The sequence below is a fragment of the Pseudomonas sp. P1_F1_2 genome (assembly GCF_056405815.1).
This window is the reverse complement of sequence record NZ_JBFUBK010000028.1, coordinates 14,816-27,708: the sequence shown is the minus strand read 5'-3', so window position 1 is coordinate 27,708 and position 12,893 is coordinate 14,816. Positions and strand designations below refer to the sequence as shown.

The following is a 12,893-nucleotide window of genomic DNA, read 5'->3' as shown; positions in this document are numbered from 1 at the left end:
GGTGAATCCTCAAAACGATGGGAGAGACAGGCCTTGGCTCAACTGCGCATGCAGTGCCTTGGCAACTTGGGTTTCAGCCTGGTCGCCCACGGACTCACTCCGGAGCAGATGCTGCAGGCCGCGATTGGCAATCACCGCGGACTGAGTTTTCGAGAAGCCTGCCTCGCGCAGGAGCAACTCAAATTCGGGAAGACTTGGGAGGCCACCGTGGGCCAGTTTCGACTTGATCGTGTCGGTACGCGCTTCGTCGTTAGCCGGAACGGTCACAATGGAAATTTCCACCAGATCGAGCTTGGTCAGGGTCCGGATCCGTGTTTTCTCGTCGTAGCTGGATTCGCGTACGTAGTAGCCGATCGAGAGCCCGGTGATGGAGCGGGATTTCATCCCGCGATAAGCGATACGCGCGTACGGCGCATCAGCCATCCACAGTTCGCCATCACCAAACAGTCCTTTGGCGTCTTCCTTCAGAGTTTCCAACGACCAGGAACCGATGGGCTCCGCTGTTCGGTGCTGCCAGAGAACAGGCAGGGTTCGCCCTTTAGCCTTGAGCTCGGCAATAGAGTCGAGGAATGCACCTGGTGCGACTACCTCGTTGTAACTGTCGATCACGCCGAACACTGAACCGTAGCCAGAAAAAAGGCCGTCATCGCTGACAGCCTTTACGTCGTAATCGAACGAGCGGTATTTCACCGCTACCGACTTGTCTTTTCGGTTCATTCGGATGGTCCTGTTGGTTTGTCATCACGGAGAAAATCGATCAGGGCATTGCGCGCCTTCTGCGAGCTGCCCAGGTCGGCACCGAGTTTATCGATCGGCAACATGTTCGATTGCACGGTCAGTTCTGCCGCGTTGCCGCCCCGCTTAGGCAGATTTTCTTTCTCGCGACATTCGTCACGGTCCATGATCCCGTTCTGAGTCATGGTCGAATAAAAGGCTGCCCGCGCCGCGCTATCAGCCCGTAGCAAGCCTTCAGGGTTGAATTTTGCGAAGTAGACACGGCGCTCATTCGCTTTTAGCAGCCAGCGGTTAATGCTCTGCTCGATGCGCTTGATCCAAGGCAGCAACGTGAACGTCAGAAAGCCAATCATTTGCTGCTCGATCCCAGTCCCCCAGCTGCTTGTTTTTTCCGTATGCCCAACCATAAATGGAGGAACCCTGAACCAACGGCAGATCTCCTCTACGTTGAACGCACGGGTCTGAAGCATTTGGGCATCTTCTGGGGTCATGGACACTTGTTGGTACTTCATACCGGCTTCAAGGACCATCGTTTTCCCGGCATTAACGGAGCCGGCGAACTGGGCGATCATGTCGGCCCGAATGTCCTCTCGCTGCGCTTTCTGCAGAATTTGGTCAGTGGTCAAAACTCCACCAAGCTTCATTCCATTGGCGAACATTTTGCTTGCCGACTCATCAGCTGCCATCGCCGCCCCAAACACGTTGCGCCCTTGCGCAAGCGGACTCAAACCACACAACGGATCGGTGCCAAAGCCCCGGATGTGCATGATTTTTTCGTCTTTCAGTACGCGAGTTTTGCCGTCCAACCCGACATAACGGTATTCGATGCTGCCGTCGGACAACCGTTTAGGCGGCGACATGTTCTGCGGCAGGAGAAACTCGAGGCTGATGATTGAGCCGCCACTCATATGCGGCTCGATAAAAGCATTGCCATTCATGAGCAGGCTCGCCAGCACACATTCCCAGAACTCCACCGGGGTCTGATCGGCGTTCGGGATACCGCTGATGACGCGATGGACGGGATGTTGTTCAGCGATTACCGAATCCCCACCCTTTTTTTCGTAAAGAGCAATGGGCAGGGTCGCGATCGTCTCGGAAATAAGCCGTACGCAAGCCCAGACTGTGGAAAGCTGCAGAGCGGTTTGCTGACTTACAGTTTTGCCGGATGCTGAGTCTGTGCCATAGAAAGCCGACCAGAACGTACTATCGCGAAGAGAAATAGGAGTGCCGCCCAGCGCCCTGATCACCGCACTCTTCAGTCGGCCTGGCTGTTTCATTTTTTGATTCATGTCTTCAGCCAATGATGATTGGATTTGAGAAGAAGTCGCCGATAGAGCTACCTTGCGTACCCGCAAGCAGCATGGCCCGGTTGGCCCCCATCAGGAGAGCCACAGCACCGTCGATCTTCTTGGCGGCCTTTTCTTTTCTGGGGAACACGTTCTCGTTGGCATCTGGTTTGGCGGTGACATTGCCCATCATCCAAGTCAGGATTGGGTTGCCGTCATGGTGAAAACGACCGTTAAGGATCGCGCCATTCACCTCTTTCATTGCCGGGGAAAACGTCTTGGTGGTCTTCGGAATCTTCACCGGCGTGTATCCCTCCGCCTCGAAGTCCTGGGCGATCTGAAAAGCGCCCCATTCGTCGTGCGGTATTTCAGTGAGGGATACGTTTTTGGCATCTGCCAGCAGATCATCACGCACCTGGTTGAAGCTCACCTCGGCGCCGTCGTGCGACGTCAAAAGCCCCATGTTCACCCACTTCTGATAGCGCTCCACGACCGACTTTTCGCTGCCGTACTGGATCGTCTGATCCGGTAGGTAGAAGCGCGGCGCGACGCTGTAGTAGTGCAGGACGCCATCGATCACGCGGTAAAACAAATTGATGCGGGCACAGATGTCGGTCTTCGACGCCAAGTCGAGGCACATCAGGCATTCGCTGCCCTCGAAATCTTCCATCGCCAGCCCGGGATCAGCGCAGTCTCGCCAGGCTTCCATGTTGAAATACACCTCGCGGGCCGACACCCAGACGTTCAAATGCTTTGTCTTGAAGGTGTTCTGGAAGCTCGCGTTCTTGATTGCCTTCTGCTGCTGGCTGATCAAGTAGTCTTCGTAGACGGAAACGCCCATGTTCGGGTTGGCCTTGGCCATGACCTTGGGGTCGGTCCAGTCGTCGCCCTCGTCGATCGTCCAGACCCAGCCGAATAGCTCTTCATCAGGGACGGTGCCCTCGAGCATTTCCACCACCCGCCCGCGCATGTCGTAGCACGGGCCTTCGATGTTGCTGCCGGCGGTGGTGATGATGAACATCAGCGGCTGCCGACGTGCGCCCATCCCCGTGAGCATGGTTTCGTAGAGGGCGGCGCTTTCGTGTTCGTGATATTCGTCGACGATCGCGCAGCTCGGCGAAGCGCCGTCACCCGGGTTGCCGATGACGACTTCAAAGCGAGCACCATCCTCCGGCCGGCTCATGTTCGAGGCGTTAACCTCGATGCCGGCGGCCTCGATCAACATCGGCGAGCGCTTCACCATCAGGCGGGCCGGGCGGAATACCTCCCAAGCCTGTTTCTCCGTGGTCGCGCCGCTGTAGATCTCGGCGCCGAATTCGTTGTCAGCGACGAACATGCCGATGCCGACGGCCGCAGCGATCACGCTTTTGCCGTTCTTGCGCGGCACTTCCCAGTAGCTCTCACGGAACCGGCGTAGGCCCGATTTCTTTTTCACCCAGCCGAACGTCGCGGCCAGGCCAAACTTCTGCCAAGGCTCCAGGGTGATGAGCTGACGCTTGAATGCCCACTCCCCTTTTACGTGCGGCATCATCTGCGCAAGCGCGAGTTTTTTCTCTGCCTTCTTCGGATCGAACTTGTAGGGGAACCCGGCCGACTTGCTTTTGACCAGGTCGTCTAGGTGACGCTGACAGGCAAGTTGCACCAATCGGCACGCTGGTTTGCGACCTCGCACAACATCCCGCGCCCAGCGGTTCGCCGCTTCGACGTTGGGGTGCTTGTAGGCCATGTTTATCCGTTTAGGAGTGTTGAAAATTCGTTGGTGCCGGCCGGTTTTTTCCCGCCAGTGAGGCGCGATCGGCTCGATGGGTCGAGGCCGAGCAGCGAGCCGAACGTGACCATTTGAGCCATGGCCTCCTTTGCAGCGGTCAAGGCCGGGTTTTTGATGGGCGAGCCCATCGCCGACTGAACAACAATCCCGAACTCAGTGACCGATTTCTGAGCAGCCCGCCAGTTTGCATAGGCCGTACAAAATGCCTCGACGTTATGCAGATCGGTGACACACAAAACCTTCTCAGCCAGCAGCGAAGGAACAACCCTTGACCACATCTCTTGCGAGTTAGGGCATAGCCACTCTGGGGGTTCAATTTTGGTAACGAGCGCAAAGTCGGGCTCGTTCTTGTTGAGTTTTCGTTTGCCGGGATTACCGGCCAACTCCTTGCTGGCCGTGGGTTTGGGGCGACGGCCGGACCGCCCCTTTACCCCCGGCATCGGCGAGACTCCTGAATTTCATTTTTCGCGGTCGTGTGAACGAGACCTCAGCGCGGTCAGCGAGCCAAAAGGCCCAGACTTATGACCCTCCCCCCTATCGACGGGGTCAAATCGATAGATTTTGCCATTTTTCGTGCATTTCGCATGAATTTCGGTCCTTTCGGGCCTGATATGAGAATCATTCGCGATGATTCGACTCGCGAGCGGTCTTTTCCTTGTGGCAGTCGTGGTTGATGGCCTGAAGATTGCCCGGGTCGTCAGTGCCGCCGTTCGCCTTGCCAATGATGTGGTCGACCTCGGTGGCCTCACGCACTCGACCGAGGCCAGAGCAGACGGAGCACTGGCATATGTAGTGGTCACGCTTGAGTATCGAGGCACGAAGGCGTTGCCATGCTGCACCGTACCCACGCGAGGTCGTGCTGCCCGCCCTTCTCTCTCTGACCCAGGCTCCGCGCTGTGATGCATGGTCATCGCAGAAGCCTTGCTCGGCCTTCGACTTGACCAGGTTTGGGCAGCGCGTGGATCTACAGGGTCTTGCTGCCATCGGTCTTGCCCTCAGGTTGGTTCGATGGGGCTGGTCTGATAAGGCTCTTGGCCCTCTCGATTGCCTCCTGCGTCCACTTGATTGCCCGCGCTCGGCGAGCGGCACATCCGCTGCAGCTCATATCACTTAATCAACTTCGGCTGAAGAATCACGCGAGCAACCATCACCAGCACGCCCAGCACGCCATACGCAATCGGTGGCAGCACGGCCTGAAGTTGCGGCATCAGTTGCTCGGCGATGCCCAGCACAGCAATAGCGCCACCCGCCTGAACGCTGGTCATGCTCAGCGCTTGTTTCCAGTTGTCGATCAGTTGCATGGTCACTCCTGCCGCTTGGGCAATTTGAGGTCAGTAAAGCGGTCGGCCAAGTCGGCAACCTTCTTCACGCCCAGAGTTCCGATAACAGCGCCGACGGCTGCTGCAAGGCTCGATGGAAGGTTGAAGTATTCGAGCAGCGGGAACGCCCCGGCCGTAATGGCGCCACATAGGCAAGATTCCAGTAGGGCTTGTCGCCGACCGCCACCGCCGTAGATGACGCGGAGGAAAGCGATCCAGCAAGACAGAGCAGCCGCATAGAACATCGGGGCATGCTGGCTGAGCCAGGCCATGACGATGAGCCAGGTGTCTGGTTTGTCGGGCATGTTTGGCATCTCGGCGTCCTCCCTTTCGGGAAGTGAATAGATCCAGCTCCAGCAGCACTCCCAGCTCGGAGCAATGGGTGTGGTGGAGCCGAAAACGAAAAAAGCCCCGGCGAATGCCGAGGCTTTGTGAACTGTAGAAAGCAAAAAGCCCAACTCTAGGGTCGGGCTTTGCTCGCGGAAAAACCGCAAAGTAACTGAAATCTATAGTTCGTCCCCGGCCCTGTCAAGCAGCCTCGCGACGAAAATCTAAAGCACCATCGATCCACGCAATGCCGGCCTTCCAGAGTTGCCGGGTCTTCTCTTCACCGAAGCCCAACTTCTTGCCGACGTCCACCAGCGCCTTGTCCCGGGCGGTGTAGTACTTCATCAACACGTTGCCGCATTCCGGGTAGCGTTTGAGCAGACGCCCCATCAATCCATCGATCATCAGCGCATCGTCGTCGGTGATCATCGGTGTGTGCAGGGTGTTCTCACGGGACGCGCAGCAGGACACGCCAGAGCCCAGCACAACCCAGCGGCCCCAATGCTCCAGCAGATCTTCAGCAGTGCGCTCGGTGAAGCATTTTGTTCTCGCCATGAATCAATCCCCCTTGAAAGACGAGCGGCCGGCGCCGCGAGTGTTGTCTTGCTGGTAGTGCCTGGCTTCAGCGCTGATCGTCGAGCAGTCGAGCGACTTCAGTAGCGCGGTCTGGTTGCGAACCTTTATGCCGAGCTGAACCACAAGGTCCTGCATCAACAACGGCTCAAGCGTCTCGGCATGAACAAAGCCCGAGGAGTGACAGCCGATGCATTCAAGCTGATGAAACACGCCTTGGATCAGGCCGGCACCATTGCAGGATGGGCACTCGATCATCGGGATCAGACAACGCACAAAGGCGGGTCCGTGAGTCCTTTTATCCATTTTTAAACCTCGCCTATGGTTGATTCTTGAATGGCATTGCAGCCCTTGTGTTCCGTGGCTTGCAGCGGAGTACCAGAATCTTCAAATCTAAAGCCGGTCAATCCGTGAATGACTGCAAACCCTTTCTGATCTAGATGCGCGTGCCACTGCTCCAACGCGTCACGCTTGCGAGCCATGACGTCGGACTGGATGTACACCTTCACGTTGTGGCCCATCGCGTGATTGATCAGCAGCTCACCGATCAGGTGATCGACGCCGAGGTCTGCCCAACCGGTGCGAGCCACCTTGCGCAGGTCGTGGCTGGTCCACTCGCCCTGCCCCAACCGACGAAACACGGCGCAGCCTTGGGCTTCACCGAGCGCCTTGCCATTGCGCGCGGGGAACAGGAACTGGCCGTCATAGCCTCGGGCGTACTGACCGTCGCGGTACTGGATCAGCAGTGCACAGACCTGCTCGGTCAGGGGCAAGTGATGCTCAACGCCGGTCTTGGTGTTCTCGGCAGGTATAAACCACTCGCGCTCGGCCAGGCTGATGTGCGCCCATCGCGCCATGCGGGTTTCGCCGATCCGCGTGCCGTGGCACAACATCATCAGGGCCAGCATCGAATCCAGCGGGGCAGCTGGCATTACCTCAGCCAATTGCGCCAGCAGGCCTTCCAGTTGAACGCCGCGCAAACGAGCCGGCTTGATCCCGACCTTCGCCTTGGAGAAGTCGTTGAACTTGATCGCCGCCATTGGGTTGGCCGTGATCAGGCCCAACTTGAAGGCCTGCCGGAAAGCCAGGGCGAGCAGCTGGAATACCGACCTGACATAGTCGATGGAGATGCTTTCTTGCAGCGGCCACATGAGCATGTTGTCCAGTGCGGCCTTGTCGAGACTGATCAGCGGCAGGTCGCCAAGGCGCGGCACCAGGTGGCATTTGATCATCGAGGCGCCGGTCTTCTTGCGCTTGGCCGACAGGTTGCGGTCACGCGACATGCGATCGGCGTACCAGTCCAGCAGCTCGCCGACGGTGTCCCATTTCGACAGACTCGCACCTTCACCGRCCGCCAGGCGCAAGCGGATCGACGGCAACGCCGACACCACCTGCGTGTGAAAGAGCTCAGGGTATTTACCGATAGGGTTCCATTTCCCCTTGAGCACCAGGAACCACGAACCACCGGTGCGCGCCTTGTTGAATCGCAGGTACAGGCCCTTGTTCTCAATATCGCGCAGGTCCTGCACAGTGCCGGCGGCCTGCCGTTTGACTTCGGCTTGAGTGATCTTCACGGCGGCAGTACTCATTCGGCCACCGCGACGGACTCAACGATGGGGTAATCGCGGATGTGCACGCGCACTTCGCCACCGGTAACTGGTGTGCCAATGTTGATGGTGGTCACGAAGTTTTTGTCATCGATACCCAGGCCATCCGCTACGCCGTCCCGTCCAGCCTTGAAGCGCGCCAGCAGGTTGTCGTCGTCATAGGAACGCCTATTCGGAGGGCAGAACGTCACCCAGAAGTACTTCTTTCCGGTGAGTAGCGGCCCTCTTGATGACAGGGCAATCCACGCGCAGGCCTTCCGATAGGCCTGGGCGTGCTTGTGCCTCTGCTTCCAGTGCACACGGGCGTTCGGGCTCAACTCCTTCGGTGGCCACGGTAGTGTCAGGTCGATCATGCGGCCTGTTTCAACGGGATTCATTTGCGCTCACCCCGCGCTTTTTGGTACCGGTCGTTGAGGCGACGACATACTTCGTAGAGCGCCCAACTGGCGAGGATTATCAGGACGAGCAAAGTCATTGGGTCGATCATGCAGCCCCCTTTACGGTCAGTATTCCGGCCCGGATCAGGGCCTCATGTGTTTCGGCGATGGCGCGTGGCATGTCCTGCCAATCGACCTCGCCGGCACCTCGGCCGTCGATCACGTCATGGCAGGCACTGCACGCGTACACCGCGACGGTGTCGAAGCCTTTCATGCCAACACCCTTCTGCCCGCAAGGCAGGTGCGCGAGCACCGTCGTGTCCGGGTTGTAGTTGCAAGTGCCTGGCAGGCGGACGGTGCAGTCCTGTCCATTGGCCGAGGCACGTAGTTTTTTCGAGGTCACGCGCATACCCGCTCTCCGGTGATGACGTCGACGACCTCGTAAGTGCCAGGCCACATCCACGCCCCGTAGCGTTTGGCCATGGCCGGATCCACGAATAGTGCCAGTGCATGGTCAGGCGTTGAGCCAAGCTCGACCTTGAACGAGCAGCAGAACACCGCAAAACGGTAGGTATCGATCTCCGGGGTTGCCAGTCGACGATCAGGCACGGGCAGCACCTCGCGAGCGCAGAGCACGGAGTTGAGCCAACGCCTGGTTCCCCACCTCTGGAGTGCGCTCGGGTGCCGGCTCGGCCAACTCTGCTACCGGCACCGGACCGAGCTGCTCGCCCATCCAGACCTTGCGGACCTGCTCCAGATACCGCTTCTCGAAGCTGATCAGGCCCAACTCCCTGCTGAGCAGTGGCAGACTGTTAAACCCGGCGGCGGCGGTCGCGTGGTAAACGGCCGGGTGAAACCACTTCGCGATGCCATGCATCGTCGGATGACAGTTGCGCAGGGCCTGTTTGTAAGCGGTCTCCACGCTCGGCAACGGCGGGCTGAGCATTTCCGGCGTCGGCACGCAGCCTTGAATGAACTTGCCGACGCTCGGGATAAAGTCGGACGGCTCGGCGCGGCAACGCATCAGGCCGACATCGATCTGCTCCTGGGTGCAGATACCGTTTTCGATGAACGCTTGCAGCCAGGTGGCTTTCGATTCCTTGTAGGCCTTCGCATCTGGCCAAGCCTGGCGCCATGCGGTGCGGATAGAGCGCAGCTGGCGGAACAGCTGGTTTATCACCTTGCCGGTTTCGTGGGCCTGATCCTGCTTTGCCTGAACCGAAACGTCGGTGTTTGCGTCAATGAATTCGCCGTGGTGAGCCTTGGTCATGGCCTGGGCCGCAACCGTGGAAACCGTCTTCATTTGGCACCCCCATTCATCCATTCGGTGTCGGTGTCGTCGAACTCATCCGTCTGCGCTGCAGCACCGGCGGTTCTGGTCTTGTCTCGCTTTGCCCACTTGACCAGTTCGAAGCACCAACCAGCAGCGCTCTGGACTGACGCCGGGCGGGCAACGTAGAAACCCATGAACGTTTCGAGCAACTGGTCAGTGATGACTTCGGCGGGAAGTCTGGCGATTGCAAGCTGGTCGGCCAGTGCCTTCTCGTTCGGAGTCCAAGCGGCGAACATGGCGAAGCGTTGGCGATCATCCAGTGCCTCGATAGCCGCCTGATCCTGTTCAGCAATCACATCGACAATCGGCTGCCGCTGCTGCTGTTCGGTTCCTTGATGGTTAATTGATGTATTGGGTGCAGCCGCTGCACCCCGTTCTGTTCCAGGCTGCACCCCGTTCTGTTGTGAGTTGCACCCCGTTGCGTCATCTGCACCCCGTTTTGTGCGGGGTGCAGGATTTGCACCCCGCAATAGTTGAAGGTCGTAAACAACCGGGCGGCGGTCATGGCGGTCGATGTGCACAGCGGCGATCGCCTGATTGCCCTTCTGGATTAGTCCGGACTTCTCCAGGTCATCCAGTTTGTAACGCACGGTGCGCTCAGACAGGCCGGTGTCTTGAGCCAGGGTCGAAGCCGACGGAAAGGCGCCAGCACCGTTTGAACCTGCGTAGTTGGCCAAGCACAGCAAGACATGACGCGCGCTGGAGTCTTTGAGGGATTGGATGGGCAGAGAGAGCGCCCAGGACATTGCTTGAACGCTCAAAACGAGTTTCCTTGAAGTTGTTCGGCCAGGGTGGTGATACCGCGGCGAGTAACCATGACCTGCTCGACGACCTTGAGCTCTTCACGATCGGTTCCGACTTTCACGAGCTTGTGCTCGAGTAGTCCGCTGGATAGCCGAGGCTGGAATGCAGACCAACTAGAGTGACTGGTCCGGCGATAAATCCAGCGGTTGTCGCTCAGCCACTTGAACAACCGTAGAGGCGCCACCCCAAGCTGTTTGGCAGCGCTGGTAATGCACACGGAGCCCTGGGTGTTGGCTAGGCGATTCAGCGCCTCGACTTTCGGCGCCTGCTTCTGGATGACGGCCTGAAGCTGAAGGTTGTGCTCTGCCTGATCGGCTGCGAGCCTGAGGGCTTCAGGGAGAGTTTGCGGAACCGCGACACCGTGTCGCGACACGTTTTCTAGTTCACCCAAACGTGTCACGACACGGTGGCGAAGTGGCGTGCTGTAGCCGGTGAGCAAGGTCATGACCAGGTCGTGACCAAGGAAATACTCGGTTTGTGCGCGGTTGCGCTCGTCCCGGTAGATGCATCCAAAAGTGGATGCATCGATATTCAGCTCGGAAAGGTTGCGCTTGATGTCGCGGACTACGTGGTGATGGTGCTTGCCGGTGAGATCGGCGATCTCTCGGCTCGACATGGTGACCGTATTGCTTGGAGCGACGATCGTGTTCATAATGGCCCCTCAAGTGTTTTGCGTTTTGAAGAAGCCGGTCTAGCCACCGGCTTTTTTGTGTCTGCGATTTGGCATCGCTATAAAGGTCGGAACCGCCTGCTACTCTGGGAAGCTCTAACCCAATCCAGAAACAGGCGGCTCCGATGTCAGTGATTCCTTTGGCAACTATCCAATTTGCGTGCGGCAAGTGCGGCGGCACAAACTTCTCCAAGCCCCACAACCTCGAGGCGAAAGATGAAACCGCCGCCTGTGGCGACTGTGGCGCTGTTTTCACAATCGACGAGCTTCGTGCTGCTGGAAGAAAGAAGGCTGAGGACCTGGTCAAGGAACTCGCCGATAGACTCCGGCGGTAACTGAGCAGCAGTCATCTCGACCTGATCGAGCACGTGTTGAACTTCTAGCGATATTGAAATATGTCCGACGCGCTGCTCGACTTCCGTTCCCATGTCAGGCCACCTTCACTGATGCTTTTAATTGCGCCAGCGCCTCTTCGGCGTGGCTGATCTCTTTCAAGATTCGGGCGCGCTCCACCTGGTCAACACGACCATCAGCCATCGCCGTGTGCGTCTCGACGGTGACCTCGGCGAACTCCAGAGTGGCGCGACCGAGCGCTTCGTGAATGTCGAGCGGGATCGGCTGGGCCTTCTGCGTGATCGAATAGCCGAACTCACCTGCCAGTGCAGCCAATGGACGCATGTCTTTCGTGTGCAGCATCAATGCGTACAGGTGCTTGACGTTGAACCAGGCGCCGTCGTAATTCGCATTGGCACGCTGAAGCAGACTCACCGGGGGCATATTCATCAGCGTCGCCAAATTCTTGGTGTTCGCCTCGTCAACCACGCTGTCGCAGGCCTTCAGAAAATCGTGCATCCGTAAAACCTCAAAGTTGTTTACGTGGCGTCGCTGAAGGTGGTCAGCAATCATTTGTTCAGCGAGTTACGCAGCGGAGTTGTCGAGCGCTTGAGCCGGGTCGTCTTCACGCCGAGCGACCAGTGCACCGCCTGACTCTTTCTCCAGAACGCATTGCATTGGGTAGGAAAACCCGCCAGCGGTACGGCACTGCGATACCCGACTACCAGTCACGCGAAGGGCGTCCCCGATAGCGCGACCGGTGCGGAAATGTTTCAGGGCTTCGTCGTAGGTCATGGGGTATGTCTCCATTGTCTTCGCCGAGTTTAGAGTTCTTAACAATACAAGGCAAGTTATCTAAACAATGAAATGTTTAGAATCCTAAATATGGAATTCAAAGATCGCGTCACTGCGCGCATGAGGAAGCTGAACCTCAGCGCTACAGACATCAGCAAACTGACAGGCGTATCCAAGGCGACGGTCAGCTTTTGGGTGTCCGGTACCAATGGAGCAAAAGGGAAAAACCTTCTTGCGCTGGCGAAGGCGCTCGAATGCTCGCCGGACTGGTTGTCTGAAGGAACAGGCTCGCCTGGTGATGTCGCATCATTGGATGGCCCAAAAGCTGGGTCGACCAGTGCCGAACTGGTAGCGCACATGCTTGCGACAAAGGCTGGAAAGAACCTGTCAGAGAAGGCGCGCGAAATGGTGCTTGCGGCAGCCGCCGAGGCCGACAGCCCTGCTGTCAATGGTCAGCAATACTTGCCGGGAAATTACGCGGCACTGCGACCGACCAACGATGAGATTCTTATTCCGCAGTACGACATCCGCGCGGCGATGGGTCACGGCCAAGTACCTCCGGAGTACAATGAAGCTGTCCGAAACCTCGTGGTGCGCGAAGAAATATTGCGCGAGAAAGGTGTCACCTACACCGCCGCCAGCGCCCTCGCCATGATCACTGGCTGGGGCCAGTCAATGGAAGGCACGATCAACGACAAAGATCTGGTGATTGTGGATAGGGGAGTGAAGGAGTTCGTTGGCGAAGGCATTTACGTGATGACATGGCACCAGGAGCTCTATATAAAGCGGGTCATGCGGCTCGACGAAGATAATTACCGCCTGATCTCGGACAATAAGCATTACGAAAATCAAACTGCCAGAATCGACGACGTGACTATCCACGCCAAAGTCCTGTTTATTTGGAATGGTCGTAAAGCGTAAGCATCTGTCGATGGCAGCAAAGCCCGGACATGCTCCGGGCTTTTT

Annotated in this window: 20 protein-coding genes; 2 read left to right on the top strand and 18 right to left on the bottom strand. The window is 57.9% G+C overall.

Annotation, left to right across the window (positions count from 1 at the left end; translation table 11 throughout):
* Positions 1–9: 9 nt before the first annotated feature.
* The 16 genes from AC1D2P_RS10905 to AC1D2P_RS10830 form a co-directional block, all read right to left on the bottom strand.
* The gene (locus tag AC1D2P_RS10905) at positions 10–717 is read right to left on the bottom strand and encodes an HK97 family phage prohead protease (RefSeq protein ID WP_477757671.1); all 708 of its coding nucleotides are present in this window, start codon (positions 715–717) and stop codon (positions 10–12) included.
* On the bottom strand, positions 714–2,024 hold the full coding sequence (locus AC1D2P_RS10900) for a phage portal protein (RefSeq protein WP_477757672.1): 1,311 nt from the start codon (positions 2,022–2,024) through the stop codon (positions 714–716). The genes AC1D2P_RS10905 and AC1D2P_RS10900 overlap by 4 nt, the downstream gene beginning before the upstream one ends.
* Before the next feature lie 4 nt (positions 2,025–2,028).
* Positions 2,029–3,747 (bottom strand): terminase large subunit, encoded by a 1,719-nt coding sequence (locus AC1D2P_RS10895; RefSeq protein ID WP_477757673.1) that lies wholly within the window; start codon positions 3,745–3,747, stop codon positions 2,029–2,031.
* A 2-nt stretch (positions 3,748–3,749) separates the two neighbouring features.
* The gene (locus AC1D2P_RS10890) at positions 3,750–4,229 is read right to left on the bottom strand and encodes a phage terminase small subunit P27 family (RefSeq protein ID WP_477757674.1); all 480 of its coding nucleotides are present in this window, start codon (positions 4,227–4,229) and stop codon (positions 3,750–3,752) included.
* A 178-nt stretch (positions 4,230–4,407) separates the two neighbouring features.
* Positions 4,408–4,773, bottom strand: coding sequence for an HNH endonuclease (locus AC1D2P_RS10885; protein WP_477757675.1), 366 nt, complete (start codon positions 4,771–4,773; stop codon positions 4,408–4,410).
* Positions 4,774–4,895: 122 nt separating this feature from the next.
* Positions 4,896–5,090 carry a DUF7940 domain-containing protein gene (locus tag AC1D2P_RS10880; protein WP_477757676.1) on the bottom strand — a complete coding sequence of 65 codons (195 nt, stop codon included), beginning with the start codon at positions 5,088–5,090 and terminating at the stop codon, positions 4,896–4,898.
* Positions 5,091–5,092: 2 nt separating this feature from the next.
* Positions 5,093–5,422 carry a phage holin, lambda family gene (locus tag AC1D2P_RS10875; RefSeq protein WP_477757717.1) on the bottom strand — a complete coding sequence of 110 codons (330 nt, stop codon included), beginning with the start codon at positions 5,420–5,422 and terminating at the stop codon, positions 5,093–5,095.
* 214 nt (positions 5,423–5,636) lie between these two features.
* Positions 5,637–5,990 (bottom strand): antiterminator Q family protein, encoded by a 354-nt coding sequence (locus AC1D2P_RS10870; RefSeq protein WP_477757677.1) that lies wholly within the window; start codon positions 5,988–5,990, stop codon positions 5,637–5,639.
* 3 nt (positions 5,991–5,993) lie between these two features.
* Positions 5,994–6,284: a hypothetical protein gene (locus AC1D2P_RS10865; protein WP_477757678.1), complete on the bottom strand. Its 291-nt coding sequence runs from the start codon at positions 6,282–6,284 to the stop codon at positions 5,994–5,996.
* A gap of 32 nt (positions 6,285–6,316) precedes the next feature.
* Positions 6,317–7,597, bottom strand: coding sequence for a tyrosine-type recombinase/integrase (locus AC1D2P_RS10860; protein ID WP_477811423.1), 1,281 nt, complete (start codon positions 7,595–7,597; stop codon positions 6,317–6,319).
* Positions 7,594–7,992 carry a RusA family crossover junction endodeoxyribonuclease gene (locus AC1D2P_RS10855; RefSeq protein ID WP_477757680.1) on the bottom strand — a complete coding sequence of 133 codons (399 nt, stop codon included), beginning with the start codon at positions 7,990–7,992 and terminating at the stop codon, positions 7,594–7,596. The genes AC1D2P_RS10860 and AC1D2P_RS10855 overlap by 4 nt, the downstream gene beginning before the upstream one ends.
* Positions 7,993–8,098: 106 nt before the next feature.
* A complete protein-coding gene (locus AC1D2P_RS10850) occupies positions 8,099–8,401 on the bottom strand; it encodes a nuclease domain-containing protein (protein WP_477757681.1) in 303 nt (100 codons plus the stop codon).
* Complete coding sequence (locus AC1D2P_RS10845) at positions 8,392–8,601, bottom strand: hypothetical protein (RefSeq protein ID WP_477757682.1); 210 nt, start codon at positions 8,599–8,601, stop codon at positions 8,392–8,394. The genes AC1D2P_RS10850 and AC1D2P_RS10845 overlap by 10 nt, the downstream gene beginning before the upstream one ends.
* Positions 8,594–9,295 (bottom strand): replication protein P, encoded by a 702-nt coding sequence (locus AC1D2P_RS10840; protein ID WP_477757683.1) that lies wholly within the window; start codon positions 9,293–9,295, stop codon positions 8,594–8,596. The genes AC1D2P_RS10845 and AC1D2P_RS10840 overlap by 8 nt, the downstream gene beginning before the upstream one ends.
* Positions 9,292–10,071: a helix-turn-helix domain-containing protein gene (locus AC1D2P_RS10835; RefSeq protein WP_477757718.1), complete on the bottom strand. Its 780-nt coding sequence runs from the start codon at positions 10,069–10,071 to the stop codon at positions 9,292–9,294. The genes AC1D2P_RS10840 and AC1D2P_RS10835 overlap by 4 nt, the downstream gene beginning before the upstream one ends.
* A gap of 11 nt (positions 10,072–10,082) precedes the next feature.
* On the bottom strand, positions 10,083–10,781 hold the full coding sequence (locus tag AC1D2P_RS10830) for a phage antirepressor KilAC domain-containing protein (protein ID WP_477757684.1): 699 nt from the start codon (positions 10,779–10,781) through the stop codon (positions 10,083–10,085).
* 143 nt (positions 10,782–10,924) lie between these two features.
* Between AC1D2P_RS10830 and AC1D2P_RS10825 the strand changes: the two genes are divergently transcribed.
* Positions 10,925–11,134 (top strand): ECs_2282 family putative zinc-binding protein, encoded by a 210-nt coding sequence (locus AC1D2P_RS10825; protein ID WP_477757685.1) that lies wholly within the window; start codon positions 10,925–10,927, stop codon positions 11,132–11,134.
* Positions 11,135–11,228: 94 nt separating this feature from the next.
* On the opposite strand, the gene AC1D2P_RS10820 is transcribed toward AC1D2P_RS10825, so the two are convergent.
* Positions 11,229–11,651: a phage regulatory CII family protein gene (locus AC1D2P_RS10820; RefSeq protein ID WP_477757686.1), complete on the bottom strand. Its 423-nt coding sequence runs from the start codon at positions 11,649–11,651 to the stop codon at positions 11,229–11,231.
* 66 nt (positions 11,652–11,717) lie between these two features.
* Positions 11,718–11,927: a hypothetical protein gene (locus tag AC1D2P_RS10815; RefSeq protein ID WP_477757687.1), complete on the bottom strand. Its 210-nt coding sequence runs from the start codon at positions 11,925–11,927 to the stop codon at positions 11,718–11,720.
* Positions 11,928–12,017: 90 nt separating this feature from the next.
* Between AC1D2P_RS10815 and AC1D2P_RS10810 the strand changes: the two genes are divergently transcribed.
* Positions 12,018–12,848 (top strand): S24 family peptidase, encoded by an 831-nt coding sequence (locus AC1D2P_RS10810; RefSeq protein WP_477757688.1) that lies wholly within the window; start codon positions 12,018–12,020, stop codon positions 12,846–12,848.
* Positions 12,849–12,893: the final 45 nt, after the last annotated feature.

Coding starts and splice junctions, on each gene's coding strand:
- AC1D2P_RS10905 (WP_477757671.1), bottom strand. CDS start 717: ATGAACCGAAAAGACAAGTCGGTAGCGGTGAAATACCGCTCGTTCGAT.
- AC1D2P_RS10900 (WP_477757672.1), bottom strand. CDS start 2,024: ATGAATCAAAAAATGAAACAGCCAGGCCGACTGAAGAGTGCGGTGATC.
- AC1D2P_RS10895 (WP_477757673.1), bottom strand. CDS start 3,747: ATGGCCTACAAGCACCCCAACGTCGAAGCGGCGAACCGCTGGGCGCGG.
- AC1D2P_RS10890 (WP_477757674.1), bottom strand. CDS start 4,229: ATGCCGGGGGTAAAGGGGCGGTCCGGCCGTCGCCCCAAACCCACGGCC.
- AC1D2P_RS10885 (WP_477757675.1), bottom strand. CDS start 4,773: ATGGCAGCAAGACCCTGTAGATCCACGCGCTGCCCAAACCTGGTCAAG.
- AC1D2P_RS10880 (WP_477757676.1), bottom strand. CDS start 5,090: ATGCAACTGATCGACAACTGGAAACAAGCGCTGAGCATGACCAGCGTT.
- AC1D2P_RS10875 (WP_477757717.1), bottom strand. CDS start 5,422: ATGCCAAACATGCCCGACAAACCAGACACCTGGCTCATCGTCATGGCC.
- AC1D2P_RS10870 (WP_477757677.1), bottom strand. CDS start 5,990: ATGGCGAGAACAAAATGCTTCACCGAGCGCACTGCTGAAGATCTGCTG.
- AC1D2P_RS10855 (WP_477757680.1), bottom strand. CDS start 7,992: ATGAATCCCGTTGAAACAGGCCGCATGATCGACCTGACACTACCGTGG.
- AC1D2P_RS10850 (WP_477757681.1), bottom strand. CDS start 8,401: ATGCGCGTGACCTCGAAAAAACTACGTGCCTCGGCCAATGGACAGGAC.
- AC1D2P_RS10840 (WP_477757683.1), bottom strand. CDS start 9,295: ATGAAGACGGTTTCCACGGTTGCGGCCCAGGCCATGACCAAGGCTCAC.
- AC1D2P_RS10835 (WP_477757718.1), bottom strand. CDS start 10,071: ATGTCCTGGGCGCTCTCTCTGCCCATCCAATCCCTCAAAGACTCCAGC.
- AC1D2P_RS10830 (WP_477757684.1), bottom strand. CDS start 10,781: ATGAACACGATCGTCGCTCCAAGCAATACGGTCACCATGTCGAGCCGA.
- AC1D2P_RS10825 (WP_477757685.1), top strand. CDS start 10,925: ATGTCAGTGATTCCTTTGGCAACTATCCAATTTGCGTGCGGCAAGTGC.
- AC1D2P_RS10820 (WP_477757686.1), bottom strand. CDS start 11,651: ATGCACGATTTTCTGAAGGCCTGCGACAGCGTGGTTGACGAGGCGAAC.
- AC1D2P_RS10815 (WP_477757687.1), bottom strand. CDS start 11,927: ATGACCTACGACGAAGCCCTGAAACATTTCCGCACCGGTCGCGCTATC.
- AC1D2P_RS10810 (WP_477757688.1), top strand. CDS start 12,018: ATGGAATTCAAAGATCGCGTCACTGCGCGCATGAGGAAGCTGAACCTC.